At 70.6% G+C, this 25,459-nt stretch carries 22 protein-coding genes, 4 tRNA genes, 1 other RNA gene and 1 pseudogene; 14 read left to right on the plus strand and 14 right to left on the minus strand.

Features of this window, described 5'->3' with window-relative positions; genetic code table 11:
- Positions 1–80: 80 nt before the first annotated feature.
- Both OG714_RS26740 and OG714_RS26745 read right to left on the minus strand, forming a co-directional pair.
- A complete protein-coding gene (locus OG714_RS26740; RefSeq protein WP_406124684.1) occupies positions 81–371 on the minus strand; it encodes a glutaredoxin domain-containing protein in 291 nt (96 codons plus the stop codon).
- Positions 364–1,026, minus strand: coding sequence for a LysR substrate-binding domain-containing protein (locus tag OG714_RS26745; protein WP_406124686.1), 663 nt, complete (start codon positions 1,024–1,026; stop codon positions 364–366). Before OG714_RS26745 ends, OG714_RS26740 begins: the two co-directional genes overlap by 8 nt.
- 281 nt (positions 1,027–1,307) lie before the next feature.
- Here OG714_RS26745 and OG714_RS26750 point away from each other — a divergent pair, with 281 nt between their 5' ends.
- Together OG714_RS26750 and OG714_RS26755 are read left to right on the plus strand one after the other, a co-directional pair.
- On the plus strand, positions 1,308–1,658 hold the full coding sequence (locus OG714_RS26750; RefSeq protein WP_406124687.1) for a hypothetical protein: 351 nt from the start codon (positions 1,308–1,310) through the stop codon (positions 1,656–1,658).
- Positions 1,659–2,277: 619 nt separating this feature from the next.
- On the plus strand, positions 2,278–2,628 hold the full coding sequence (locus tag OG714_RS26755; protein ID WP_406124689.1) for a hypothetical protein: 351 nt from the start codon (positions 2,278–2,280) through the stop codon (positions 2,626–2,628).
- 79 nt (positions 2,629–2,707) lie between these two features.
- Here OG714_RS26755 and OG714_RS26760 read toward each other — a convergent pair.
- Positions 2,708–2,795 (minus strand) — tRNA-Ser (locus tag OG714_RS26760).
- 71 nt (positions 2,796–2,866) lie between these two features.
- Here OG714_RS26760 and ffs point away from each other — a divergent pair.
- From ffs to OG714_RS26790, 6 genes are all read left to right on the plus strand, one after another.
- An RNA gene (gene ffs / locus OG714_RS26765) (signal recognition particle sRNA small type) lies at positions 2,867–2,965 on the plus strand.
- A 168-nt stretch (positions 2,966–3,133) separates the two neighbouring features.
- Positions 3,134–5,455: a DNA polymerase III subunit gamma and tau gene (locus OG714_RS26770; protein WP_406124691.1), complete on the plus strand. Its 2,322-nt coding sequence runs from the start codon at positions 3,134–3,136 to the stop codon at positions 5,453–5,455.
- A 319-nt stretch (positions 5,456–5,774) separates the two neighbouring features.
- Positions 5,775–7,028: a phosphoribosylamine--glycine ligase gene (gene purD, locus OG714_RS26775; RefSeq protein WP_406124693.1), complete on the plus strand. Its 1,254-nt coding sequence runs from the start codon at positions 5,775–5,777 to the stop codon at positions 7,026–7,028.
- A 340-nt stretch (positions 7,029–7,368) separates the two neighbouring features.
- Positions 7,369–9,375, plus strand: a complete 2,007-nt coding sequence (locus tag OG714_RS26780; RefSeq protein WP_406131962.1) for a hypothetical protein — start codon at positions 7,369–7,371, stop codon at positions 9,373–9,375.
- A 232-nt stretch (positions 9,376–9,607) separates the two neighbouring features.
- Positions 9,608–11,110, plus strand: coding sequence for a N,N-dimethylformamidase beta subunit family domain-containing protein (locus tag OG714_RS26785; RefSeq protein WP_406124695.1), 1,503 nt, complete (start codon positions 9,608–9,610; stop codon positions 11,108–11,110).
- A gap of 90 nt (positions 11,111–11,200) precedes the next feature.
- Positions 11,201–12,100, plus strand: a complete 900-nt coding sequence (locus tag OG714_RS26790; protein WP_406124697.1) for a phosphoribosylaminoimidazolesuccinocarboxamide synthase — start codon at positions 11,201–11,203, stop codon at positions 12,098–12,100.
- 45 nt (positions 12,101–12,145) lie between these two features.
- Here OG714_RS26790 and OG714_RS26795 read toward each other — a convergent pair.
- The 9 genes from OG714_RS26795 to OG714_RS26835 form a co-directional block, all read right to left on the minus strand.
- Positions 12,146–12,218 (minus strand) — tRNA-Gly (locus OG714_RS26795).
- A 23-nt stretch (positions 12,219–12,241) separates the two neighbouring features.
- Positions 12,242–12,859 carry a response regulator transcription factor gene (locus tag OG714_RS26800; protein ID WP_366497736.1) on the minus strand — a complete coding sequence of 206 codons (618 nt, stop codon included), beginning with the start codon at positions 12,857–12,859 and terminating at the stop codon, positions 12,242–12,244.
- Positions 12,856–13,122, minus strand: coding sequence for a hypothetical protein (locus tag OG714_RS26805; protein WP_406124698.1), 267 nt, complete (start codon positions 13,120–13,122; stop codon positions 12,856–12,858). Before OG714_RS26805 ends, OG714_RS26800 begins: the two co-directional genes overlap by 4 nt.
- The gene (locus OG714_RS26810) at positions 13,119–14,696 is read right to left on the minus strand and encodes a sensor histidine kinase (protein ID WP_406131963.1); all 1,578 of its coding nucleotides are present in this window, start codon (positions 14,694–14,696) and stop codon (positions 13,119–13,121) included. Before OG714_RS26810 ends, OG714_RS26805 begins: the two co-directional genes overlap by 4 nt.
- Positions 14,678–15,445: an ABC transporter permease gene (locus OG714_RS26815; RefSeq protein WP_406124700.1), complete on the minus strand. Its 768-nt coding sequence runs from the start codon at positions 15,443–15,445 to the stop codon at positions 14,678–14,680. Before OG714_RS26815 ends, OG714_RS26810 begins: the two co-directional genes overlap by 19 nt.
- A gap of 5 nt (positions 15,446–15,450) precedes the next feature.
- A complete protein-coding gene (locus OG714_RS26820) occupies positions 15,451–16,395 on the minus strand; it encodes an ABC transporter ATP-binding protein (RefSeq protein ID WP_406124702.1) in 945 nt (314 codons plus the stop codon).
- A 140-nt stretch (positions 16,396–16,535) separates the two neighbouring features.
- Positions 16,536–16,611: transfer RNA gene (locus tag OG714_RS26825), tRNA-Gly, on the minus strand.
- 84 nt (positions 16,612–16,695) lie between these two features.
- Positions 16,696–16,767 (minus strand) — tRNA-Gly (locus tag OG714_RS26830).
- A 137-nt stretch (positions 16,768–16,904) separates the two neighbouring features.
- Positions 16,905–17,222: an Lsr2 family protein gene (locus OG714_RS26835; protein WP_019073805.1), complete on the minus strand. Its 318-nt coding sequence runs from the start codon at positions 17,220–17,222 to the stop codon at positions 16,905–16,907.
- Positions 17,223–17,604: 382 nt separating this feature from the next.
- Here OG714_RS26835 and purS point away from each other — a divergent pair, with 382 nt between their 5' ends.
- From purS to OG714_RS26855, 4 genes are all read left to right on the plus strand, one after another.
- On the plus strand, positions 17,605–17,868 hold the full coding sequence (gene purS / locus OG714_RS26840) for a phosphoribosylformylglycinamidine synthase subunit PurS (protein ID WP_015659417.1): 264 nt from the start codon (positions 17,605–17,607) through the stop codon (positions 17,866–17,868).
- A complete protein-coding gene (gene purQ / locus OG714_RS26845; RefSeq protein WP_406124704.1) occupies positions 17,865–18,545 on the plus strand; it encodes a phosphoribosylformylglycinamidine synthase subunit PurQ in 681 nt (226 codons plus the stop codon). Before purS ends, purQ begins: the two co-directional genes overlap by 4 nt.
- Positions 18,542–20,800: a phosphoribosylformylglycinamidine synthase subunit PurL gene (gene purL, locus OG714_RS26850; RefSeq protein ID WP_406124706.1), complete on the plus strand. Its 2,259-nt coding sequence runs from the start codon at positions 18,542–18,544 to the stop codon at positions 20,798–20,800. Before purQ ends, purL begins: the two co-directional genes overlap by 4 nt.
- 167 nt (positions 20,801–20,967) lie before the next feature.
- Positions 20,968–21,273, plus strand: coding sequence for a hypothetical protein (locus OG714_RS26855; RefSeq protein WP_406124707.1), 306 nt, complete (start codon positions 20,968–20,970; stop codon positions 21,271–21,273).
- A gap of 51 nt (positions 21,274–21,324) precedes the next feature.
- On the opposite strand, the gene OG714_RS26860 is transcribed toward OG714_RS26855, so the two are convergent.
- Both OG714_RS26860 and OG714_RS26865 read right to left on the minus strand, forming a co-directional pair.
- On the minus strand, positions 21,325–22,458 hold the full coding sequence (locus OG714_RS26860; protein WP_406124709.1) for an FAD-dependent oxidoreductase: 1,134 nt from the start codon (positions 22,456–22,458) through the stop codon (positions 21,325–21,327).
- A gap of 325 nt (positions 22,459–22,783) precedes the next feature.
- Positions 22,784–23,532 (minus strand): annotated as a pseudogene (locus OG714_RS26865) (MFS transporter); the annotation flags it as partial.
- Between the two features lie 565 nt (positions 23,533–24,097).
- Here OG714_RS26865 and OG714_RS26870 point away from each other — a divergent pair.
- Both OG714_RS26870 and OG714_RS26875 read left to right on the plus strand, forming a co-directional pair.
- Positions 24,098–24,895 carry a sterol carrier family protein gene (locus OG714_RS26870; protein WP_406131964.1) on the plus strand — a complete coding sequence of 266 codons (798 nt, stop codon included), beginning with the start codon at positions 24,098–24,100 and terminating at the stop codon, positions 24,893–24,895.
- Positions 24,896–24,998: 103 nt separating this feature from the next.
- On the plus strand, positions 24,999–25,451 hold the full coding sequence (locus tag OG714_RS26875; RefSeq protein ID WP_406124711.1) for an META domain-containing protein: 453 nt from the start codon (positions 24,999–25,001) through the stop codon (positions 25,449–25,451).
- Positions 25,452–25,459 lie beyond the last annotated feature (8 nt).

The raw sequence follows: 25,459 nt of genomic DNA on the forward strand, positions 1-25,459 counted from the left end.
CCCCGTTCCACCTGAACCTCTCCACCGGCTTCACGCCCTCACCCTGAGCTGATGAACCGGACGGTCAGTACGGTCAGCCGTCAGCCACCCCCCGCCCCCGACAACAGATGCGGCGCATAAGCCGCCACCGCATCCAACACCTCCCCCTTCGACGGATTCACCATCGCCCGCCCCGCCACAGTCACCGTCGGCACAGTCTCGTTCCCGTCCGCGACGGAGCGGACGAACGCGGCCGCGTCAGGGTCCCGCCAGATGTTCACCTTGGTGAACTGGAGCCGGGTGAGCCGGAGTTGGGCGAGAAGCTTCATGCAGTACGGACACATGGGCCGCCAGTAGACGACGACACCACCGGGCTCTTCGGACTCAGACACGTCTCTCCCCCTCGCGCTCGCCCTCGTTCCCCCGCTCGCCGGTCGGATACCGCACCGGCGCCGAACCATCATGCTCGGCAGCCGCGGTATGCAGAAGCCGGTGAAGGAAATAGGCGGACGCGGGCGGCAGCACCGGCGTGCACGGCGTGTAGACCGCCAACTTCCGCACCGTACCGGGGTCGTTCAGCGGCCGTGTCACCAGTCGCCCGAAGGCCATCAGCGGCAGCATCAGCCGGGGTACGACACTGACGCCGAGCCCCGCCGAGATCATGCCCGCCGCCGTACCCACCTCCCGGGTCTCGGTCACGTTCGTCGGCCGGACCCCCGCCTGCTCGAAGGACAGATCCGCGAGCCGCCGTACGCTGCTGGACGGCGTGAAGGCGACGAACGGTTGCTGGGCGAGGTTGTTCCAGGTCACGGACGCGCGCTCGGCGAGCGGATGGCCCGCCTGGAGTACGGCCAACACCGGTTCCTCGCGCAGGGGTTGGCCGCGCACCTGAGGGTCCGCGTTACCGCCCTCCGCGATCGCCAGGGCGCCCGCACTCGGCAGATCGGCGGGGGGACGCCCTTTGTGGATGAGCTGCCGGTGTGGGTGTCGCCTTGGTGGAATTCCGGGTCGTGAGGAGGGGCGCCGGGTACGCGACAATGCGGACACGGCACCTATGTCAACTACCTCTAAATGAAACGGAGTTCGAGACGGTCGAAGGTGAGGTGTGCCCGGTCCTAAAGGGACTTGGGCAGGTGCTGCCTACGGAGAATCGTGCGGGAAACCCCGGTGCGGGAGCGCGCGGCGCTGCCTTACGATCGCCCTTCCTGCGTCGGCCGGCAGTTGTAGACCCGCGACACCGGCCCGTTGTGGAGGGGACCAGCCCGTTCGAGCCGGGCCAGGTGGGCTGACATCTGCTTTGAGCGGCCGAATGGTTGGAGGGACACCGGGTGTGGGACGGGGCGTTCTACCGCGTCCAGCGCAACGGCTACGAGGTCTGCTTCGTCCCCGATGCCGGGGTGCCCCTCGACGAGATAGATGACGTCGACATGTGGGTGATCTTCGACAATGGGGAACGGTGGTCGGGGACGATCTACACCCTGGATGTCGTTCATCGCGTCATGGACCGTTGGCGAGAAACCGGCGAATGCCTTGGAGGCAGGTTCTTCTACGTCTGGGATGGGCTGATCGTCCGCGACAGAGGAATTCCCGGGATGGTCGATGTCGTCGACGACCTTGTTCGGAGCGGTGACTACAGATCTGTCTTCCGCGATTCCGGTCCGGAAGACACAGATGCCTGACCGCTTCGTCCCGGAGCGACTTGGGAGGGGCTCTGCAGGGATGCGACCAGGCACCTGAAGACGCCTGGCGTTTGTAGCGCGACGTACGGCCTGACCTGCCAAGTCACTCAGTGCGCCCCACCACCTCAGACTTCGAGACGCAACTGCCTGTGGGAACCGGCGAAACGCGCTTCACTGGTTTCGTGGAACTCCTCGAACGACCGATCAAGTGGGACCAGCGGAAACATGCCCCCGGCCAGGAGTCATATCAGCAGCATTGCGCTTGGGGTGCTCCTTGCGGACGCGAAGCGATTTGGAGCGTTCACGTGAGGGACAAGGGCGGCGACAGCTGGTGGGCTGTCTGTGAGGAACACCGCGCTTCGTCAACGGTCTTGAACGCTGTGCCTCCTGCTGAATAGCCCACGGTTCCCGAGAGCACGGACGTCGTGGTCGACGCGTTCATGGGATGGGAGCCCGGGGGAGCGGCCCGTATGCGGGCCCGGTACGTGCATGTCACCGGGGCAGTGTTGAAAAGGACCGCTTGGCAGGCCGGAGAGGCCCTTTGGGGCGCCGACGGACGGCATCTGCCATGATCCATCGCCTGTCTCCCGCCCGGGAGGGGATGGCCGGGGGAGGAACCATGGACAAGCGGACGGACCCTGTCGAGATCATCGCGCGCGTGGGTGGCGTGACGCCCTACTCGGATCATGAGCGGGCGTTCGGGACCTGGGTGTATCTCGCCTCGAAGGCCGGCTGGCAGGTGGCCGAGGCCGACGGCTTCACCGCTGACGGCGATCGGGGCGAGATCGGTGCGGTGGACGTCGAGGGTGTTCGGTACGTGATCCGGCTCGGGCCACGAGTGCGGCGGCTGCTTTACGAGGTCGTCGATGGGTGCATGGTGAAGCGGGACGTCCTCGCGGTCGCGGCTTGGGCGGAGCCGGTCGTCACCAAGGAGAGCGCCCCTGGTTGGTACTCCGCAGAGGCCGACTGAGACAAAAACCGAGACAACCAACGACGAAGGGCCCCACCGCGAACGGTGGGGCCCTTCGACATCGTGCCCGGTGAGGCACTGGCGGAGGATACGAGATTCGAACTCGTGAGGGGTTGCCCCCAACACGCTTTCCAAGCGTGCGCCCTAGGCCACTAGGCGAATCCTCCGCGGCAAACAATACAAGACGTTGAGGAGTGCTCGCGAACTCGTTCCCCCCGCTCAGATCCTGTAGCCTGTGCGGAGCCCCTCACGCGGCGCTATCTGACTGAACTCCCCCAGGGCCGGAAGGCAGCAAGGGTAGGTTGGCTCTGGCGGGTGCGTGGGGGGCGCTTGCGTTCTCGCCACCGCCACCGCCCCCGCCGCCGCCGTGACGAGAGTGGACCGGGCGGGGACCAGAACCGGGACGAGCCGGAGCCGGACCCAGACCGCCCCCGGAACCGATCGCCCCCACCCCCAGACCCGCACGCGGCCCCCGTTGTCAGTGCACGCCTATAACCTCGTACGCGTGTCGTCTCTCGCGCTGTACCGCCGTTATCGCCCGGAGTCGTTCGCCGAGGTCATCGGGCAGGAACATGTCACCGACCCGTTGCAGCAGGCGCTGCGGAACAACCGGGTCAATCACGCGTACCTGTTCAGCGGGCCGCGAGGCTGCGGCAAGACCACGAGCGCGCGCATCCTGGCCCGCTGTCTGAACTGCGAGAAGGGGCCCACCCCCACACCCTGCGGCGAGTGCCTGTCCTGCACGGACCTCGCGCGCAACGGCCCCGGTTCCATCGACGTCATCGAGATCGACGCCGCGTCGCACGGTGGTGTGGACGACGCCCGTGAGCTGCGCGAGAAGGCGTTCTTCGGACCCGCGAGCAGCCGCTACAAGATCTACATCATCGACGAGGCCCACATGGTCACGTCAGCCGGCTTCAACGCGCTGCTCAAGGTCGTCGAAGAGCCGCCGGAGCACCTCAAGTTCATCTTCGCGACCACCGAGCCCGAGAAGGTCATCGGGACGATCCGGTCGCGGACCCATCACTACCCCTTCCGGCTCGTGCCGCCCAGCACCCTGCGCGAGTACCTGGGCCAGGTCTGTGGGCAGGAGGACATCCCGGTCGAGGACGGCGTCCTGCCCCTCGTCGTGCGCGCCGGCGCCGGTTCCGTGCGTGACTCCATGTCCGTCATGGACCAGTTGCTCGCCGGCGCCAGCACCGACGGTGTGACATACGCCATGGCGACCTCGCTCCTCGGCTACACCGACGCCTCGCTCCTCGACTCCGTCGTCGAGGCCTTCGCCACCGGTGACGGCGCCGCCGCCTTCGAGGTCGTCGACCGCATCATCGACGGCGGCAACGACCCGCGCCGTTTCGTCGCCGACCTGCTGGAGCGCCTCCGCGACCTGGTGATCCTCGCGGCCGTCCCCGACGCCCTCGACAAGGGCCTCATCGACGCCCCCACCGACGTACTGGAACGCATGCAGGCCCAGGCCGGCACCTTCGGCGCCGCCGAACTCAGCCGCGCCGCCGACCTCGTCAACACCGGCCTGACCGAGATGCGCGGCACCACCTCCCCCCGCCTCCAGCTCGAGCTGATCTGCGCCCGCGTCATGCTCCCCGCCGCCTACGGCGACGAGCAGTCCGTCATGGCCCGCCTCGACCGACTGGAGCGCGGCGTCAACTTCGCGGGCGGCGGGGCCGCACCCGCCATGGGCTACGTCCCCGGACCCGAAGCCCATCCTCATCCCCACATGCAGGCCCCCGCGCAGGCCCACCCGCAGGCCCCTGCCCAGGCTCATGCCCCCGTCCCGCCGGGCGGTGGCGCAGCCGCCGCGCGCGCAGCCGTACGAGGTCCAGGCGCACCCGGCACCGCCCCGGCCCCCGTCGCGGCTACGACCCCGCCCGCGATGCCGGCGGAGCAGACCCCCGCACCCGCCCCCGCACCGGCCTACGTCCAGCCGCCCCCGCCCACCCCAGAACCCCAACAGCCCCAGCCCCAGCCGCAAGCACAACCCCAGGCCCCCACGCCCGCTCCCACCCCCGGCGCCTGGCCCACCGCCACAGCCGCAGGCAGCGGTCGCCGCCCCGGTGGCTGGCCCACGGCGACACCGGCGGGCGGCGGACAACCCCCGGCCCCCGCCCACAACACCTCCGCCCCCACCCCGGTACAGGCCTCCGCACCCCAGACCGCGGCCCCCGCCCAAGCCGCCGCACCCCCGGCCGGCAGCCTCGACCCCCGCATGCTTTGGCCGAACATCCTGGAAGTGGTGAAGAACCGTCGCCGTTTCACCTGGATCCTGCTCAGCCAGAACGCGCAGGTCACCGGTTTCGACGGCACGACCCTCCAGATCGGCTTCGTCAACGCCGGTGCGCGGGACAACTTCAACAGCAGCGGCAGCGAGGACGTGCTGAAGCAGGCGCTGTCCGAGCAGTTCAACGTCCAGTGGAAGATCGACGCGGTCGTGGACCCGTCGGGCGGCAGCACCCCGCCCCCGCAACCGGGCGGTTCCTACGGAGGCGGTGGCGGCGCGGCAGGTGGCTACGGCGGTGCGCCGTCCGGTGGCTACGGCGCCCCAGCCCCCGCTACGCCCACCCCCCGCCCGGCATCCCCCCAGCCCACACCCGCCCCCGCACCCACGAACACGCCCAACTCACCCTCGGCACAGGCACCGGCGCCCACCCAACCCCCGGCGCCCCCGGCCCCCGCCCCCCGCATCGTCTCCGCCGAGGACGACACCCCCGAGGACGACGACCCCGACCTCGACGAGTCAGCCCTCTCCGGCCACGAACTGATCGTCCGAGAACTGGGAGCCACGGTGATCGAGGAATTCACCAACGAGTAACGGCCCCCACCTTCTGACCCCGCCCACCCCAACACCCTCCCCGCCCACCCCAACACCCTCGGGGACGCGGGACTGCGTCGATATACGGCCCCGCCGCGCGGGCGCGCCCAGCCCCTTAACCCCGCCCCACACCGATACCCCTAGGGGCGCGAGGAACTGCGCGACAAGCCCCCACCCACCCGCACCCCGCAACCAACCCAAGCCACCCACCCCCAACCCGCCCACAATCCCGCCCCGCCACCGCCCAACGCCCGCCCCAACCCCGCCCCCAACCCCCACCCCGACCAACCCCACCCTCACCGTGACCTAGGCTGACCCCGTGAAGGTCCTCGTCATCGGTACCGGTGCCCGCGAACACGCCCTGTGCCATTCCCTGTCCAACGACCCCAACGTCACCGCTCTGCACTGCGCCCCCGGCAACGCAGGCATCGCCGAGGTGGCCGAGCTGCACCAGGTCGACGCCCTCGACGGCGCAGCCGTAGCCGCGCTGGCCACCGAACTCGGTGCCGAGCTCGTCGTGGTCGGCCCGGAGGCACCCCTCGTCGCCGGGGTCGCCGACGCCGTGCGCGAGGCGGGCATCCCGGTCTTCGGCCCCTCCGGGGAGGCCGCGCAGCTGGAGGGCTCCAAGGCCTTCGCCAAGGAAGTGATGGCGGCGGCCGGTGTCCCCACCGCCCGCTCCTATGTCTGTACGACCCCGGAAGAGGTCGACGAGGCTCTCGACGCCTTCGGTGCGCCGTACGTCGTGAAGGACGACGGACTGGCCGCAGGCAAGGGCGTCGTCGTCACCGCCGACCTCGAAGCGGCGAAGGCGCACGCCAACGCCTGCGAGCGGGTCGTCATCGAGGAGTTCCTCGACGGCCCCGAGGTGTCGCTCTTCGCGATCACCGACGGCGTGACCGTCGTACCGCTCCAGCCCGCGCAGGACTTCAAGCGCGCGCTGGACGGCGACGAGGGCCCGAACACCGGCGGCATGGGCGCGTACTCCCCGCTGCCGTGGGCCGACCCGAAGCTGGTGGACGAGGTCATGCAGACCGTCCTCCAGCCCACCGTCGACGAGATGCGCCGCCGCGGCACCCCCTTCTCCGGCCTCCTCTACGCCGGTCTCGCGATCACGTCTCGCGGCGTCCGGGTCATCGAGTTCAACGCCCGCTTCGGCGACCCGGAGACCCAGGTGGTCCTGGCCCGCCTGAAGACCCCGCTGGCCGGCATCCTGCTCGCCGCCGCCGACGGCACCCTCGACGACCTGGCCCCCCTGCGCTGGAGCGAGGAGGCGGCGGTCACGGTCGTCATCGCCTCGCACAACTACCCCGGCACCCCGCGCACCGGCGACCCGATCACCGGCCTGGACGAGGTGGCCGCGCAGGACGCCCCGCACGCGTACGTGCTGCACGCCGGGACCAAGTACGACGGCGACGACGTCGTCAGCGCGGGCGGCCGCGTCCTCTCCGTCACGGCGACCGGCGCGGATCTCACGCAGGCCCGCGAGCGCGCGTACGCGGCCGTGGCCCGAGTCCGCCTCGACGGCTCCCAGCACCGCACGGACATCGCGGCGCAGGCGGCGGCGGACAGCTGACCCCAACCCCCTCCGCGCACCAAGCTTCCCCGCGCCCCAAGTTCCCCCGCGCACCAAGCTTCCCCGCGCACCGATAAACCCGGCAGGCCCCGAATCCGTCTCACGATTCGGGGCCTGATCCTTGCCCTCCGTCATCCAGCTTTCCCCTGAGCCATTCCATCGAGTGACCGATGCCCCATCCGGCTGACGGGGGCCGGGGCCCCAACTATGGTGCGGCGCAAGCGTTCCGGCACTTGGCCCACCGGCATTGCGATGTCAGTGGCGGGTGCCACAGTGGGGGAGTGAGCAACGCCAGCAGAGCGGGACAGCACGGAGGGGGCGAGGTCCGGTCGTGACCGGTATGGGTGTGGGTGTGGAGGCGGGCGCGCAGGCGGCGCGGTCCCGGGCCTTGGCCGTGCTGCGGATCCGCAGCCGGGCGCTGGCCGTCGCCCTGTTGCCCGCCGCCGTCGCGGTGATCCTGCTCGCCGGGGGTTCCACCGGCCATCTCATGGGCCGGGGCTGGGACCTCTCCCGCTGGATCACGAGCGTGGCCGCGGTCGTCGTACTGCTCGCGGCCGGCGCCATCGCGCTGGTCGTCGCGCGGGCCCGCCCGGCCGTGAGTCCTACGGTCGCGATCGCCGAGGAGTCGGCCCCCGACCTGTATCGCCTGGTGCGCGACCTCGCCGACCGTCTCGATGTCCCCGCACCGTCCGCGATAGCGCTCACCCCGGACTGCGACAGCTGGCTGGAGGACCGCACCCACCCGTCCCACGGCCCGCCCCCGCAGGAGAACCGCGACGAGATCACCGGCGTACGCGGCCTCACCCCGGGGCGTTCCCGTCGTACGACCGCCTCGCCCGTCCTCGTCATCGGCTCGCCGTTCCTGTGGTGGATGCGGGTGGGCGAGCTGCGCGCGGTGCTCGCGCCGGTCGTCGCCGGTACGGGACCCTCCGCGCACCCGGACATAGCCGCGGCCCGCCGTTTCGTACGGGGGCTGGACGCGGCGGTGGCCGTGACCTCGGCACCGCGCGGTCCGCTGTTCCGTTCGGTGCTGGCCGGTGTCGGCTGGGTCGCCCGGCTGCTGCTGCGCAGTTGCCGGGGACACGCGGCCGAGATGGAGCGGGGCGTGGCCGCCGCGGCCGCCGAGCGTGCACAGGCTGTGGACTACGGCCTGCGGATCGTCGCGCAGGAACAGGTGGGCCTGGCGTACGCGGGCTGGGACCGGCTGCTGACCCGGGTCGCGCTGCCCGCGTGGCGCATGGGCCGCTGGCCGTCCCGGCTGGACGCGGGCGTCGTCGCGGCGCTCACGGAGCTGTCCCGCCGCGACCGCCTGGCCGAGGGCTTCGCCTCGCGTCTCGGCGAGCGCCCGGCCTGCGACCTGCTCGAAGAGCCCGGCACGATCGACGAGGCGACCTCTCTCCTCGCCGCCCGCCTCTTCCACGGCGGCCCCGCCGAGGCCGGTCCCGACTGGGCGCCGGTGGACTGGCAGGAGTACCCGGAGGAGGTCGTCGACCGCAAATGGCGCACCGACGCGGCCCGCCTCCACCGCGTCCTGGACACACTCGGCGTCCGCCGCGCCCCCGACCCGACCCCGCCCCACCACGACGCCCCGACCCTGGCCCGCGTGGTCGACCACCTGACGGACCCGACGACGACGGCCCCGGGCGACCGGTACGGCGAGGCCGACGGCCGTGCGGACGAGGGCTACGCGGACAGCGGCGGTACGGACGAGGGCTACGCGGACGACGGCCGTAAGGACGAGGGCTACGCGGAGGCCGACGGCGCCGCCGATCCGTACGCGACGGACGCCACCCTCACCGGCCCGCCCACCTCCGCACAACCGGAAGCCCCAGCCCCAGACCCCCACCCGGAGCCGGAACCAGACCTGGCCCCTTACTCCCGTCCGGAGCCCGAGCCCTACAAGGCGATGGCCGCCGACGACGACGATGAGCTCGGGGAGAGCGGTTCGCCCCACAGCGCGGCCCTCGCCGCAGGCCTCACCGCGGAGTTGGCGCGCGAGGAAGCGGCCACCCCGCCGTTCAGCTCGGCCCCTCCCGGCCAGGGTCCCGACACCGCGCTCTGGGACGACGCCTCGCTCCCCCTCTTCCCGCTCCAACCACCGCGCACGGGACGGGAGTTGCTCGCCGATCACGTCACGGCGATGGTGTGCTGCGCCGCGATGGACACCGCCGGCGCACTGCCCGGCCTGGACTGGCTCGACGGCCCCACACTGCTCGTCAACGGCGAGAGGGCGGCCGACCTCGCCCCGAGGGTCCTCAGCCTCGTGGAGGACGGCGACCCGGCACCCCTGCGCGCGTGGCTGATCGACCTGGGCATACGCCCGGAGAAACCGGTACGCCTCGTCTGACACCCGAGCCGCACCCCCACCCGAGCGCAAGCACCCCCCACAACCCGCCACGCACGCGTATCGGAACCCCGAGCTCCACTTTTGGTCAATTGGCAACGACCAGTGACAGAGTGCGTGCTTAATGTGATGTGCTGGGGCCGATCCCGTACGCCGTCCCGTACGTGGCAAAGGCTCGCGGCATACGACAGTCGGACGAAGAACCACCACGGGGGCACTAGGGAGGGGTGAGGCCATGGGGTCGGAGCAGATCCGCCGCTGGGAGTCCGGAGCGCTGGCGCACGCCGTCACGGACCCCTTCGGACAGGGCCCCGTCCCCTGGCTCCGGGGCAGCGAGACCTACTTCGACGACACCGGCCACGTCGTCCCCTGGTACGTGGACCCGCCCCCGGCGCACACCCCCGGCAGAGACGCCCCCAAGGTCCCCGCCCCGCGCGCGTCCGGAGGCGGCGGCCCACGCTCCGCCGACGACGTCCGCCGCCAGATCAAGGGGTTCACCTCCGCCAGCGCGGTCGCACCCGGTGAGGCGCTCGACTTCCACGTCACGGTCGACCCGCCCCAGGAGTTCGCCGTCGACATCTACCGCATCGGCCACTACGGCGGTGACGGCGCCGCCAAGATCACCACCAGCCCCCGCCTCTCGGGCATCGTCCAGCCCCCGCCGCTCACCGCCGACCGCACGGTCTCCTGCCACCACTGGTGGCTGTCCTGGCGGCTACAGATCCCGAGCTACTGGAGCATCGGCGCCTATGTCGCCGTCCTCACCACGGCCGACGGCTACCGCTCGCACATCCCGTTCACGGTCCGCGACAGCCACCCCGCCGACCTGCTCCTCCTCCTGCCCGACATCACCTGGCAGGCCTACAACCTCTACCCGGAGGACGGCCACACCGGCGCGAGCCTCTACCACGCGTGGGACGACACCGGCCGCCTCCTCGGCGAGTCCGAGGCCGCGACGACGGTCTCCTTCGACCGCCCGTACGCGGGCGCGGGCCTGCCCCTGCATGTGGGCCACGCCTACGACTTCATCCGCTGGGCCGAGCGCTACGGCTACGACCTCGCCTACGCCGACGCCCGCGACCTGCACTCCGGACGCGTGGACCCCACCCGTTACCGGGGGTTGGTCTTCCCGGGCCACGACGAGTACTGGTCGACACAGATGCGCCGTACCGTCGAGCGCGCCCGCGACCACGGCACCTCCCTCGTCTTCCTCTCGGCCAACACCATGTACTGGCAAGTGGAGTTGGGGCCCTCGCCGTCCGGCGTCCCCGACCGTCTGCTCACCTGCCGCAAGCGCCGGGGCCCGGGCAAACCGGTGCTGTGGCGCGAAGTCGACCGCCCCGAGCAGCAGTTGGTGGGGATCCAGTACGCGGGCCGGGTGCCCGAGCCGCACCCCTTGATCGTCCGCAACGCCGACCACTGGCTGTGGGAGGCGACCGGCGCCGGTGAGGGCGACGCGGTCGAGGGTCTGGTCGCGGGCGAGGCCGACCGCTACTTCCCGCGCACCCAGCTGCCCTCGCACGAGGAGCGCATCCTGCTCGCCCACTCCCCGTACGCGGACGGCGAGGGCGCCCTCCGCCACCAGGAGACGTCCCTGTACCGCGCCCCCTCCGGCTCCCTCGTCTTCGCCTCCGGCACCTTCGCCTGGTCACCGGCCCTGGACCGCCCCGGCCACGTGGACGCCCGCGTCCAGCGCGCCACGGCCAACCTCCTGGACCGCATCTGCAAGCACGACTGACCTCACGTACAGGGCCGACTCACCCCCTGTCCAGAGGCAGCCGCGCATACGGGACAATCGAGCCAGTTGGAGAGACCCACTGGAGGAACCGTGTCCGGATTCGTAGAAAAGCCCGAGCCGCTCCAGGTTCCGGGCCTGACGCACCTCCACACCGGCAAGGTGCGCGAGCTGTATCAGAACGAGGCGGGCGACCTCGTGATGGTCGCCAGCGACCGCATGTCCGCGTACGACTGGGTGCTGCCCACGGAGATCCCCGACAAGGGCCGCGTCCTCACCCAGCTCTCCCTCTGGTGGTTCGACCAGCTCGCCGACCTGATCCCCAACCACGTCCTCGGCACCGACCTCCCGCCCGGCGCCCCCGCCGACTGGGCGGGCCGCACCCTCATCTGCAAGTCCCTCCAGATGGTCCCGGTGGAGTGCGTGGCCCGCGGCTACCTCACCGGCTCCGGCCTGGTCGAGTACGACGCGTCCCGCACGGTCTGCGGCCTCGCCCTCCCCGAGGGCCTGGTCGACGGCAGCGAACTCCCCGCCCCGATCTTCACCCCGGCCACGAAGGCCGCCGTAGGGGAGCACGACGAGAACGTGTCGTACGAGGAGGTCGCCCGGCAGGTCGGCGCCGACACCGCCGCGCAGCTGCGCCAGGCGACCCTCGCGGTCTACGGCCGCGCCCGGGACATCGCGCGCGACCGGGGCATCATCCTCGCGGACACGAAGTTCGAGTTCGGCTTCGACGGCGAGACGTTGATCGCCGGCGACGAGGTCCTCACCCCGGACTCGTCCCGCTTCTGGCCGGCCGAGACCTGGGAGCCGGGCCGCGCGCAGCCGTCGTACGACAAGCAGTTCGTGCGCGACTGGCTCACCGGGCCGGAGTCGGGCTGGGACCGCAAGAGCGAGCAGCCCCCGCCGCCGCTGCCGCAGCAGGTCGTGGACGCGACGCGCGGCAAGTACATCGAGGCGTACGAGCGCCTGACGGGCCTGAGCTGGAGCTAGTCGCACGAAAAGACCCCGGTCCAGTGGACCGGGGTCTTGTTCCCGAGCGGACGACCAGGTTCGAACTGGCGACCTCAACCTTGGCAAGGTTGCGCTCTACCAACTGAGCTACGTCCGCGCTGCGCCGTGGCGCGAGAGCAACTATACCCAACCTCGCTCGCGTGCGAGACGCACTGCCGCATGACGGTTCTCGGCCCCGAGTTTCGAGACGGCGGAGGAGAGATAGTTCCGCACGGTGCCCTGCGACAGCGCGGCCCGTTCGGCGATCTCCGCGACCGGCGCCCCGTCGGCGGCCAGCTCCAGCACCTCGGCCTCACGGGCGGTCAGCGGCGAATCCCCGGCGGAGATCGCGTCGGCGGCCAACTCGGGGTCGACGTAACGGTTTCCGGCATGCACGGTACGAATGATCTCGGCAAGCCGCTGCGCACTGACGGTCTTGGGCACAAACCCCCGCACCCCAGCCGCAAGCGCCCGCTTGAGATGCCCGGGCCGACCGTGCCCGGTCACGATCAACACCCGGCACCCCGGCAACTCCGCCCGCAACGATGTGGCCACCTTCACACCGTCCGCCCCCGGCATCTGAAGATCGAGCACGGCCACATCCGGCACATGAGCCCGAGCCATGGCAAGCGCCTCGGGCCCGGTAGCCGCCTCGGCCACCACCACAAGGTCATCCTCCAGCCCGAGCAACGCGGCGAGCGCACCCCGGATGAGGTGCTCGTCATCGGCGAGCAGGAGTCTTACGACGGGGGCGGTCATGGGGTGCTCCTGGTGAGGGCGGGCAGGGGACGGATGGAGCGGGCGGTCAACGGTGTGCCCTTGCGCGCGGCCGGCAGCGGGCGTTCGGGGTGGGTGATCACGAGTCGCCCTCGGGTCACGGCGTTCAGCGGACGTACGACGGGGCCGTTCACAAGGCGGCCCCCGGCTCCCGCGGCAGCCAGAGGGCGTACGACGCGCCCGACCACGAGACATCGCGCCCCACCCACCACGACCAGCGGGCGCGCGACGCGCAGCGCGGTCATAGGGCCGAGCCCCCCGTCCCCGTCCCCACAGCCCCAGCCAACGGCACCGTAGCCACCACCCGGAACCGGTCGCCGTCCACAGCCCCCGCCTCCAACTCCCCGCCGACCGCGGTCAACCGCTCCCGCAGCCCGACCAGCCCCGACCCGCCACGGCCCTCGACGACCTTGGCCCGGCCGTTCTCCCCGGTCGGCCCCGACGCCACACCGTTGCCCCCGCCCCCGCCCTTGCTCTCACCCTCGCCCTCGCCCTCGCCCTCGCCCACCTTCACCCCGTCGGTCTCCGATGTGAACCCCGACCCGCCCCCGCCGTCGATCACCGTCGCCCCGTCGTTCTCCACCGCCGGCCCCAACTCCCCACCACCGATGCCGACTTCGCCCCCGTCGCTCTCCCCAGCCAGCTCAGCCAGCCCCGCCAGTCCGGTCAGCCCCACCTCCCGCCCGCCGTCGCCCACCTTGACCCCGTCGTTCTCAACGGTGAGCACAACCCGCCCCTCCTCCACCCGCACCCCCACCACGCACCGCCCCGCATCTCCATGCCGCAGCACGTTGGTCGTCGCCTCGCGGACTACCCACCCGAGCGCCGACTGGACCTCGACCGGCAGCCCCGCCGCGTCGCCGGTCACCTCGCACTCGATGCCCGCGGCCGCCAACACCCCCTGCGCACCGGCGAGTTCGAGTCTGAGGTCGGCCTCGCGGTAGCCCCGTACGACATCGCGCACCTCCCGTTGGGACTCCCGGGCGATCCGCTGGACCTCGATCATCTGCTCCACGGCCTCGGCCCGTCCCCGCCGGGCCAGCTGCACGGCGAGTTCGCTCTTCAGCGCGATCACCGACAGGTTGCGGCCCATCACGTCGTGCAGGTCGCGCCCGAACCGCAGCCGTTCCTCGGCGACGGCGAGGCGGGCCCGGGTCTCGCGGGCCTCGTCGAGTTCGTAGACGGCGTCGAGGAGCCAGACGGAGAACGCGGCGGTGAAGGCGAGACCGCCCCCGGCGAAGAGGACGGCCAGCCCGGTGCCGAGCGTGGCCGCGGCGGCGACGCCCAGCGGGAGCTGCGCGACCATGGCTCCGCCCACCGCGGTCACGACCACCGCGAGGACCTGCCGCCGGCCGCGAACCCCCAGCGTCAACGTCCCGGCGCCGAAGCTCAGCACCCCCACGAAGAGCGTGTTCGCGGCGGCCCGCACATGCTCGTCGCCGGGCCCCCGCTCCCGCAGGACGAGCGCGGCGCCGGCGATCAGCACGGTCACCGATCCGAGGAACCACAGCAGCCGTACGGGCTGTGCCCGCCGGTCGCGCGTCCAGTCGAGCGCCCGGGAGGCGGTCGCGGAGCAGATCAGCGCGTGCACGGTCACGACCGCCGCCATCCAGCCCGCGACACCCACCCCGACCTGCGCGAACAGCGGCAGCCCGATCGCGGCGACCTCGAACGCGGCGAAGAAGTGGAAGGACCACCGGGTGTACGTCTCGACCTTCCCGGGCGTGCTCTTCCGCCCCCACCAGCCGCCGGAGCCGCGCGAGCCAACAAGTGTCCGCATGCCGTTGTGCTCCCCGTACCTCAGCGCCGCGGTTCCCAGCGGAACCACCGCCGTACAGCAAACACCGCGAGGACGGTCCAGGCCAGCGCGGTCAGGACGGCGCCGAGGGCGTCGTAGCCGGACAGGTCGCCGGCCCAGCCGCCGCCGATCAGCCGGATCGCGGGGGAGAGCGGGAGGAACTGGCAGACGGCCGCGATCCGGTCGGGGAGGAACTGGAGCGGGATGATGATCCCGGAGCCGAGCATGGACGCGAACAGCACCGGCAACGCGGTCACCTGCGCGCTCTCCGCCGTCCTCGTGACAGTCGCCGTGAGGGCGGCCAGCGCGGCGGACAGGAACAGGCCGAACAGCAGCCCCAGGACGACGAGTTGGGGCATCGCGGGCGCCCCCGCGTCGAGCAGCACCACACAGGCCACGGCCAGCAGCACGGACTGGACGAGCCCGAGGCACACGGACGGCAGCGCGGTCCCGGCGAGGATCTCGGGGTCGCCCAGCTCCCCGGTGCGCAACCGCTTGAGGACCAGTTCCTCCCGCCGCGCAACGAACGCGCTCACCAGCGACGAGTACACGGCGAAGAGTAGCGAGAACCCGATCGCGGCGGTGAGCATCACCGAACCGACCGACAATCCCTCCCCCTCGAGATTCATCTGGTCAACGGCCGGCCGCACGCTGAACGGCAAAGCCAACGGCACGAGCAGCGCCGTGACCACGGCACTCCGGTTCCGCCCGAGCAACGCCAACTCGGCCCGCCCCAGCGCCCGCAGCCGCCCCGCCGGAGTAGTGGTCATCGCACTCACACCGCCACCCCCTGCTCCTGCTCCTGGGCGATACCGAGAAACGCCTCTTCCAGCGAAGCCGACCGCACTTCGAGCCGCCGCAGTTCGATCCGCGCCCGCTCGGCCCACACCAACAGCCCGGTGGCCGCCCGCTGCAGCTCATGCGTCTGAAGTCGTACGACTCCCCCGGCCACCTCGTGCCCGACGACCCCCAGTTCGCCGAGCGGCGGCAGGTCCCCCACGAAATATCCGGCGGGCAGTTCGAACGAGATCCGCGACGGCCGCCCCGCCGTCACCTCGGCCGGCGTCCCGGTGACCGCGATCCGCCCCTCGCTGAGGATCGCGAGCCGGTCGGCGAGCCCCTCCGCCTCCTCCAGGTAGTGCGTGGTCAGCAGCACGGTCGTCCCCCCGTCCCGCAGCGCCCGCACCAACTCCCAGGTGTCCCGCCGCCCTTCGGCGTCAAGACCGGTCGTCGGCTCGTCGAGGAACAGCACCTCGGGCGACCCGAGCAGCGCGAGCGCGAGATCGAGCCGCCGCCGTTCACCCCCGGACAACTGCTTCACCCGTACGTCCGCCCGCCGCGCGAGCCCGACCAGCGCGAGCGCCTCCGCCTCGGGCCGCGCCCCGCTCGTACAGCCCGCCCACATCCGCGCGGTCTCGGCGACGGTCAGCTCGGACGGAAACCCGCCCTCCTGCAACATCACCCCGGTCCGCGGCCGTACGGCGGCCCGCTCGCGGTAGGGATCGTGGCCGAGGACGCGCACCCGCCCGCCGGACGCCGGCGCGAGCCCCTCGAGAAGTTCGACCGTGGACGTCTTGCCGGCGCCATTGGTGCCCAGGAGCGCGAAGACCTCCCCGCGCCGCACGGAGAAGGTGATCCCCCGCACAGCCTCGAACCCGCCCCCGTACACACGGCGTAGGTCAGTGACCTCAATCACGTGTTCGTGTTCGTTGGTGTCCATGACTTCAGCGTCGCCGCGGCGGGGGTCCGACAGCAGTGCGCGGTGTCATCACTCGGCATGACAAATGTCAGACGGGGACGATCTCTTGGCGCGCACCGGGCATACAAAAAACCCCGGTCCACCCGGACCGGGGTTTTTGCTGGAGCGGACGACCAGGTTCGAACTGGCGACCTCAACCTTGGCAAGGTTGCGCTCTACCAACTGAGCTACGTCCGCATTGCCTCCGACCAGCTCTCACTGATCGGCGCGAGCACCAGCCTACCCGATCCACCGGAGTGGTCCGAACGGTGATGCCTGCAGAGCGGGTGACAGGAATTGCACACTGCGCCTTCCTCCTGGAAGGAGGATGTTCTGCTACTGAACTACACCCGCATGTACTCCGTGAGCTGGGCCTTTCGGCCTCGCCCCTCGGCGTGCTCCGAACTCTAGCTGACCAGGAGGGGTGCAGCGCAAGTCGGTTGCCCCGAGGGGCCGGTGACCGGCAGTCGGCTCATGTCCTACTGCGTGTCCTACTGCGCTGCGGCGAACGCCTCGTAGACCTTCTTGGGGATGCGTCCGCGCGCCGGCACGTCCATCTTGTTCGCCTGGGCCCAGGCCCGGACGGCCGCCGGGTCGGGGGCCACCTCGGTCTGGCGGTAGGCCTTGCCGGACCTCGACCGCTTGCGACCTGCGTCCACGTAGGGCGCGAGCGCCTTACGCAGTTTCTTGGCATTGGCTTGATTCAGGTCGATCTCGTACGACTTGCCGTCGAGCCCGAAGGCGATCGTTTCCGCCGCTTCCGAGCCGTCGATGTCGTCAAAGAGAGTGACCACGACCTTCTGCGCCACGAATATCGGTCCCTTCGTGCGACACCTGAAACCGCACTATCCGCGGGGACGCACGGAGACGTCACGGAGGTGCGGAGATGTCGACTGTCCGCCTGTTATTGGGCAAAGTATCGGCTATTGCCAATTCATTTGTACAGTGCCCGGCAATGCAATGTGAAGCCCGGCTAAATCTTCCCGCGTGTCTCCGCGCAATAGGGAACCGGGATCGATCCGGGATCTTTCCCTGAACTTTTCGTGAAGACCCCCGCCCGACACCGGATCGTGATGGTCATCACGTAGATTCCTACAACTCTACTCGCGTAGAAATTTTGTGCGGGTAGTCTGAAGACACCTGTCGAAGACCCGCAGGAACACGCTCAGCACCACAACACCGGGAGTGCCAGTGGCACGCGTCGTAGTCGACGTCATGCTCAAGCCGGAGATCCTCGACCCCCAGGGCCAGGCGGTCCAGCGTGCGCTGCCGCGCCTGGGTTTCGAAGGCATCTCCGACGTACGTCAGGGAAAGCGATTCGAACTGGAAGTTGACGGACCGGTCGACGAGGCCGCGCTCGCCCGCATCCACGATCTTGCGGAATCCTTCCTCGCCAACACGGTGATCGAGGACTTCACCGTCAAGGTGGAAGAAGTGGCGGAGGCCGCCAAGTGACCGCTCGTATTGGCGTCGTCACTTTCCCCGGCAGCCTCGACGACCGTGACACCCAGCGCGCGATCCGTCTCGCCGGCGCCGAACCGGTAGCCCTCTGGCACAAGGACAAGAACCTCCACCAGGTCGACGCGGTCGTCCTCCCGGGCGGATTTTCCTACGGCGACTATCTGCGCGCGGGTGCCATCTCCCGTTTCTCGCCGGTGATGGAGACGGTCATCGAGCAGGCGAAGTCGGGACTCCCCGTCCTCGGTATCTGCAACGGCTTCCAGATCCTCACCGAGGCGCACCTCCTCCCCGGCGCGATGCTCGGCAACAACCACCTGCACTTCATCTGCCGTGACCAGAAACTGCGGGTGGAGAACGCGGACACCTCCTGGACCAGCGACTACGCGTCCGGCCAGGAGATCCACATCCCGCTGAAGAACATGGACGGCCGCTACGTCGCCGACGAGCACACGCTCGACGAGCTGGAGGCGGAAGGCCGCGTCGTCTTCCGCTACCTCGACGTGAACCCGAACGGCTCCCTGCGCGACATCGCGGGCATCACGAACGCAGCCGGGAACGTCGTAGGCCTCATGCCCCACCCGGAGCACGCCGTCGAGCCGCTCGTCGGGTCCGGCCGCACCGACGGCCTCCCCTTCTTCACCTCGATCCTCAAGAAGCTGGTCAACGCATGAGCCGGACGCCTCTGGACACGGTCGAGCACGCGGCCGAGACCCCCGACGTCGAGCTGCCCTGGGCCGAACTCGGCCTGAAGAAGGACGAGTACGAGCGGGTGGTCGAGATCCTCGGCCGCCGCCCGACCGGCGCCGAGCTGGCCATGTACTCGGTCATGTGGTCCGAGCACTGCTCGTACAAGTCCTCCAAGGTCCACCTCCGCCAGTTCGGCGAGAAGGCCCCGCAGTCCGACGCCCTGCTCGTGGGCATCGGCGAGAACGCGGGCGTCGTGGACGTGGGCCAGGGCTACGCGGTCACCTTCAAGGTCGAGTCGCACAACCACCCCTCCTACGTCGAGCCCTACCAGGGCGCGGCCACGGGCGTCGGCGGCATCGTGCGCGACATCATCGCGATGGGCGCGCGCCCGGTCGCGGTCGTGGACCCCCTGCGCTTCGGCGCGGCCGACCACCCCGACACCAAGCGCGTCCTCCCGGGCGTCGTCGCGGGCATCGGCGGCTACGGCAACTGCCTCGGCCTCCCGAACATCGGCGGCGAGGTCGTCTTCGACGCCTGCTACCAGGGCAACCCGCTGGTCAACGCCGGCGCCATCGGCGTCATGCGGCACGAGGACATCCACCTCGCGAAGGCCTCCGGCGCGGGCAACAAGGTCATCCTCTACGGCGCCCGCACGGGCGGCGACGGCATCGGCGGCGCGTCGATCCTGGCGTCCGAGACCTTCGACGACGCGAAGCCGTCGAAGCGCCCGGCGGTCCAGGTAGGCGACCCCTTCCAGGAGAAGCTCCTCATCGAGTGCACCCTGGAGGCCTTCGCCGAGAAGCTGGTAGTCGGCATCCAGGACCTGGGAGCGGCCGGACTCTCCTGCGCCACAAGCGAGTTGGCGTCGAACGGCTCCGGCGGCATGACGGTGACGCTCGACGACGTCCCCCTCCGCGACTCGACCCTCTCTCCCGAGGAAATCCTCATGAGCGAGTCGCAGGAGCGGATGTGCGCGGTCGTGGAGCCGTCGAAGGTCGCCCGCTTCCTGGAGATCTGCGAGAAGTGGGACGTCATCGCCACGGTCATCGGTGAGGTGACCGACGGCGACCGCCTCGAGATCTTCTGGCACGGCGGCAAGATCGTGGACGTTGACCCGCGCACGGTCGCGCACGACGGCCCGGTCTACGAGCGCCCGTACGCCCGCCCGTCCTGGCAGGACGCGCTCCAGGCGGACGACGCCAACAAGCTTGCCCGGCCCGGCACTTCGGAGGAACTGAAGTCCCAGGTCCTGGCGCTGGTGTCGTCCCCGAACCAGGCGTCCAAGAAGTGGATCACGTCGCAGTACGACCACTTCGTGCAGGGCAACACGGTGCTGGCGCAGCCCGAGGACTCGGGCATGATCCGCATCGACGAGGAGACCGGCCTCGGGGTCGCCATCGCGACGGACGGCAACGGCCGGTACGCGAAGCTGGACCCGTACGCGGGCGCGCAGTTGGCGCTCTCGGAGGCCTACCGCAACGTGGCGACGACGGGCGCGAAGCCCCTCGCCGTCTCCGACTGCCTGAACTTCGGTTCGCCCGAGGACCCGGCGGTGATGTGGCAGTTCGCGGAGGCGATCCGTGGACTGGCGGACGCCTGCCAGCAGTTGGGCACGCCGGTGACGGGCGGCAACGTCTCCCTCTACAACCAGACGGGCGACGTGGCGATCCACCCGACCCCGGTGGTAGCGGTGTTGGGCGTCATCGACGACGTGGCCCGCCGCACACCGGTCGCCTTCCAGGAAGAGGGCCAGCTCCTCTACCTCCTCGGTGACACCCGCGAGGAGTTCGGGGGCTCGGCCTGGTCGCAGGTCGTCCACGACCACCTCGGCGGCCTGCCCCCGAAGGTCGACCTGGAGCGGGAGCGGCTGCTGGCCGAGATCCTGATCTCCGCGTCGCGCGACGGAATGATCGACTCGGCGCACGACCTGTCCGACGGCGGTCTGATCCAAGCGGTAGTGGAATCGGCCCTGTTGGGCGAGAAGGGCGCACGCCTGATCGTTCCCGACGGTCTCGACGCGTTCACCTTTCTCTTCTCGGAGTCGGCGGGCCGCGCGGTGGTCGCGATCCCGCGCTCGGAGGAACTGCGCTTCAACGACATGTGCGGGGCACGGGGTCTGCCTGTCACCCGCATCGGTGTCGTGGACGGCCAGTCGGTGGAGATCCAGGGCGAGTTCGCGCTCTCCTTGGAGGAGCTGCGCGAGGCGCACGAGGGAACGATCCCGGCGCTGCTGGCGTAGGACGCCATAGTCCGTCGTAGGAACGCATGCGGGTGAAGGCCCTGTCCGGGATCCGGGCAGGGCCTTCGCTTGTGTTGACTTCGACGGTCGTGGGCGTGGAAACGGGGGAGCGCGAATGTGGAAGTACCAGTAGGGATACGCGAGTTCGGCGGCGGCCGGAGGCGCGCGTGAGCTTTCACGGTGAAAACGCTCCTGAATCCTCCGAGCGTGCCAGGGCGCCCTTTCCGCGCTCCCGCCGGCTGACTCCGGACCGGGGGAGCAGTCGGCGCAACGCCTTCGACCAACTCGTGGCTGTGGCAGCGGTGTTCGGGGTCGGTACGGGCGGCTGGGGGCTGTGGCTGGAGACGAGGGATCACTTCGACCGGTCCGCCAGCCGGGACCGGATCGCGAAGGCCTGTGCCGGGCTGAGGTTCCCGGCCGCGGCCACGTTCGAGCCGTCCAAGACCCAGGACCTGTCCGGGGCGGCGTCATGACGAAGGCGTTCGTGGAACGGTCACGCCGACCGTTCCACGAACGCTTCTTCGTTACGCGGTCTGCCCGTCCCGGGCGAAGAAGCCGATCAGGTCCTGTCCGATGGCGTCGTTGGTGGCCACGGCATCGGCTGCCGCCTTGGCGCTACGGGGGAACAGCGCTTCCTCGTACGAGGTGAGCGCGGCCTCGATGTCGTCGGGACGGTCGGCGATGGCCCTGCCGAGTTCGGCGGCGTCCTGCATGGCCAGGTTGGCGCCTTCGCCGTCCGGCGGGGAGAGGTGGGCGGCATCGCCGAGGAGGGTCGCTCCCGGTACCCGGTCCCAACGGTGCCCGATCGGCAGCGAGTTGAAGGGACGCACGACCGGCGCGGTGTCGCTGTCGGTGATCAGGGCGGTGATCTCGGGTGCCCAGCCGTCGAACTCGGCGGCGATCCGCGCGGTGGCCGCGGCGGCGTCGGTGAAGTCGATGCGGTCGAACCACTCCAGGGGCCTGGCCAGCGTCACATAGGCGTGCAGCGTCTCGCCGCTCTCCCGGTGCGCCCCGATCCACTTCCCGCTCGCCCTCGAGTCCGGCGGGAGCACGAACAGCGAGCCGCCGCCGACCGTCCTCGCGGCGACCGGGTGCCGGGTCTCGCTGTCGTACAGATAGGTCTCGACGAACGACCGGCCGAAGTACTCGGGAACGGCGTCCGACAGCAACGGCCGTACGCGCGACCAGGCGCCGTCGGCGCCGACGAGCAGGTCTGTGACGATGCTGCCGCCGTCGCCGAACCCGACTTCGTGCCGACCGTCGCCAAGCGCACGGACACCGCTGACCTTGTGCCCCCACCGCACGGTGCCGGCCGGCAGCGAGTCGAGCAGGATCTGCCGCAGTTCGCCGCGCTGCACCTCGGGTCGGCCACCGGTGCCGTCGTCGGGCTCCTCCATCAGGACGGTGCCGTCCCGGTCGAGGACGCGGGTCGTCTGGCGGCCCTCCAGGATGATGGCGCGGAACTCGTCTATCAAGTCGGCTTCCTTCAGGGCGAGTTGACCGTTGTAGTCGTGGATGTCGAGCATGCCGCCCTGTAGGCGGGCCATCGGTGAGGCCTCGGCCTCGTAGATCGTGGCAGGTATGCCGTGGACGTGCAGGACACGGGCGAGGGTCAGTCCGCCGAGTCCGGCGCCGATGATCGTGACATGAGTGGTCATGAGGACTCCCTGCGTGTCGTGGGCCTGCCGGACGGTCACCCGGCGGGATCCCGACCAAGGCTTCAACGCCGTGCCGACAGATCGCCGACGCGATACCGACAGCTCCGACAGACATCCGACACGGCGGCTCGCGGTCAGTTCGGCACGCGTTCGTGACCGAACTCCCCTTCACCACACCGGACTTGGGCAACCTCCAAGCCAACACCGCGGCCACCCCCATCAACCCGGCCCCACCCCAGAACACCACCCGCGTCGCATCCACAAAGGCCTGGACGCCGGCCACGCGCGCCGAACCCGTCAGATGAGCCAGCCCCGTGATGTCCGCGCCGGGCCCGTGCCCGGCGTAGAAGCGGGCCAGCACCGTGCCGAAGACAGCCGTGCCCAGCGCGTTGCCCAGGGTCTGGAAGAAACGGATCGACGTCGTGGCCACCCCCAACTGGTGGCGCGGCGCGGAGTCCTGGACCAGCAGGACCAGTTGCCCGACGAGCTGACCGAACCCCCGCCCCCGCCAGAAACAACTCCGCTCGGATCAGCCAGAGGGACGTGTCCGGGCCGGTCGTCGTGGCGAGCGGCGCGAACGCGAGTGCCGTCGTCGCCGTACCGCTCAGCGTGAACGTCCGTGCCGACCAACCCCGCGCCCAAGTAGTCCAGCGGGCGCCGGACATGATGCTCGGGGAGCTTCAGCGCGAAGGCGGCCGTGACCAGGACCACCATGCCCACCGGCAGGTTGACGTAGAAGATCCACCGCCAGTTCGCATGGTCGGCGAGCGGACCGCCGATCCACGGGCCGATCGCCATCGCCCCGCCCGCGATCAGGCCACCCCCGCCCAGGCCTTGGAGCGCACGCGCCGCGATGAGCCGGTCCATCGACCGCGCGGCGCCGCACAGCCCCGAGCCGAGCAGGAATGTCGTGATCGCCGCGGTGAAGACCCGCTTGGGTCCGTGGACGTCACAGAGCTTGCCGTACAGCGGGAGCATCGCCGCCGACGCGAGCGCATACGCGCTGACCAGCCACGGGATCTTGTCGATGCCGTGGGCGGGGTCCAGGTCCCGGACGATCGGGACGGTGGCCGCGAGGTGTCGCCGACGGTCCGGAGGCGGGTACGGCGGCGCGCCCGCACTCTGTCGGCCCCCTCCAGGGCGCGCTTGCCGTGGCTGCTCGGAGTCGACCGGGACAACCCCGGTCGAGTGACCGATACGCGATGATGCGCTACCCGCGTCTCCGGCACCGAATATCGCAGGAAGCCTGTTTCGCCCGGTCGGCCCGCGCGGCGACAACGTGTCCGTGCAGGAGATCACCGACGCGGCCCGCGCGGTGCGCGAGCGCCGACCCGGCGAGTCCGCGGTGGACGCCGTACGGAGGCAGTTCCTGGAGCTGGTCGAGGCGCGCGACCCGTCGGTCGGCCTGGCCAATGAGGTGTTCGTCCGCCAGTTGCGTGAACTCGTCCTGGGGATCCCGGTCCTGCGGGACCGTGTCTTCCCGGCCGCCCAGAAGGGCACCCGGGACCTGGCCGCACACCTCGCCGAGGAGACCCCCGAACGTGCCGCGCGCGCCTTCACGTTGGTGGACAGCGGGCTCGGCGACCACGGGCGCAGAACGCCGCGAGGCTCCCCCGCACCAAGCACTAGGCTCACCGCCATGCCCACGGCCAAGAAGCGCGCGCGTACCTACGACCCCGCCAAGACCCGCACCGCGGTCCTCGCCCAGTTCGGGAACGTACGCCAGGCCGTAGGCACACTCACCCCCGACCAACTCGCGCTCCCCACCCGCCTGGGCGACTGGACCGTACGCGAACTCGTCGCACACATCGGCATGGCGATCACCGCAGTCCACCGCTCCCTGGACTTTCCCGCCCCGCCCGCCCAGAACGCCGTGATCCTCGACTGGCCCTTCGCCACCGCGGCCAACTCCTCGGCCATCGACGACTTCACGCACACGCTCGCCGAACAGCACCCCGACCTCGACACCTACCTCGCCGACGTCGAGCAGACCCTCACCGAACACCTGGACACGAACCCCGGCACCCGCGTCCTCGAAACCAACGCCGGCGCGATGCCCCTGGCCGACTACCTAGTCACCCGCACCGTCGAACTCGTCGTCCACACCGACGACTTGAACGCCGCCGTCCCGGGCCTCGACATCCCCTACGACCGCCAGGCCCTCGCCACCTGCACGAGACTGCTGGCCGATGCCCTGGCCGTGAAAGCCCCCGGCGGCTCGACCGAGGTCCGCATCCCGCCCTACGCCGTGGTCCAGTGTGTCGAAGGCCCCCGGCACACCCGCGGCACCCCGCCCAACGTCGTGGAGACCGACCCCCTGACCTGGCTCCGGCTCGCGACCGGCCGGACGCGGTGGAAGGACGCCGTAGAAGAGGCGAAGGTCAGCGCGAGCGGCGAGCGGGCGGATCTGAGCGGACTGCTGCCGATCATGGGGTGAGGCGGAGGCGACCCGGAGAATCCGGAAGTGCCCCCGGGGAATCCGGAAGTGCCCCGGGGAGTCCCGAAGGGAACCCGTCCCCCATCCCACCCGTCCCACCCTCATGGACAAACAGCGATTCACCCTCGCCGTCCTGACCATCGTCCCGCTCGTCGTGGCGTGCGGCAGCGAGAAGACGAACAGCGGCAGCGGCAGCGGATCGGTAGACGTGCAACGGCCCGTCACCGGCGTCGACTGGCAGGTGCGGGGCATCAGCACGGCCGGCTCGGCACAGCAGGTGCACGGCACACCGCGGCTCACCTTCGACGCGAAGAACGGCAAGGTCGGTGGCCGCCTGGGCTGCAACGCCGTCAACGCGACGGCCACCGTACGCGCCGGACGCATCACGCTGGGCCGCCCGTCCACCACCCGAATGATGTGCGACGCCTCACTCATGGGCACCGAACGCACGCTGCTCGGCCTCTTCGACGGCCAGGTCGGTTACCGAGTGGATCACGACACCCTCACGCTGACCAGCGGAAACGGCACGATCGTTCGCGCCGTCGCCGCCAAGTGATCCACTAC

Source organism: Streptomyces sp. NBC_00989 (assembly GCF_045162655.1).
Lineage (GTDB): Bacteria > Actinomycetota > Actinomycetes > Streptomycetales > Streptomycetaceae > Streptomyces.

Excerpts from the sequence above, each read along its gene's own strand:
- OG714_RS26755 (WP_406124689.1), top strand. The coding sequence starts at position 2,278 with ATGGACAAGCGGACGGACCCTGTCGAGATCATCGCGCGCGTGGGTGGC.
- OG714_RS26780 (WP_406131962.1), top strand. The coding sequence starts at position 7,369 with ATGGGTGTGGGTGTGGAGGCGGGCGCGCAGGCGGCGCGGTCCCGGGCC.
- OG714_RS26785 (WP_406124695.1), top strand. The coding sequence starts at position 9,608 with ATGGGGTCGGAGCAGATCCGCCGCTGGGAGTCCGGAGCGCTGGCGCAC.
- OG714_RS26800 (WP_366497736.1), bottom strand. The coding sequence starts at position 12,859 with ATGACCGCCCCCGTCGTAAGACTCCTGCTCGCCGATGACGAGCACCTC.
- OG714_RS26805 (WP_406124698.1), bottom strand. The coding sequence starts at position 13,122 with ATGACCGCGCTGCGCGTCGCGCGCCCGCTGGTCGTGGTGGGTGGGGCG.
- OG714_RS26815 (WP_406124700.1), bottom strand. The coding sequence starts at position 15,445 with ATGACCACTACTCCGGCGGGGCGGCTGCGGGCGCTGGGGCGGGCCGAG.
- OG714_RS26820 (WP_406124702.1), bottom strand. The coding sequence starts at position 16,395 with ATGGACACCAACGAACACGAACACGTGATTGAGGTCACTGACCTACGC.
- purL (WP_406124706.1), top strand. The coding sequence starts at position 18,542 with ATGAGCCGGACGCCTCTGGACACGGTCGAGCACGCGGCCGAGACCCCC.
- OG714_RS26860 (WP_406124709.1), bottom strand. The coding sequence starts at position 22,458 with ATGACCACTCATGTCACGATCATCGGCGCCGGACTCGGCGGACTGACC.
- OG714_RS26870 (WP_406131964.1), top strand. The coding sequence starts at position 24,098 with ATGCCCACGGCCAAGAAGCGCGCGCGTACCTACGACCCCGCCAAGACC.
- OG714_RS26875 (WP_406124711.1), top strand. The coding sequence starts at position 24,999 with ATGGACAAACAGCGATTCACCCTCGCCGTCCTGACCATCGTCCCGCTC.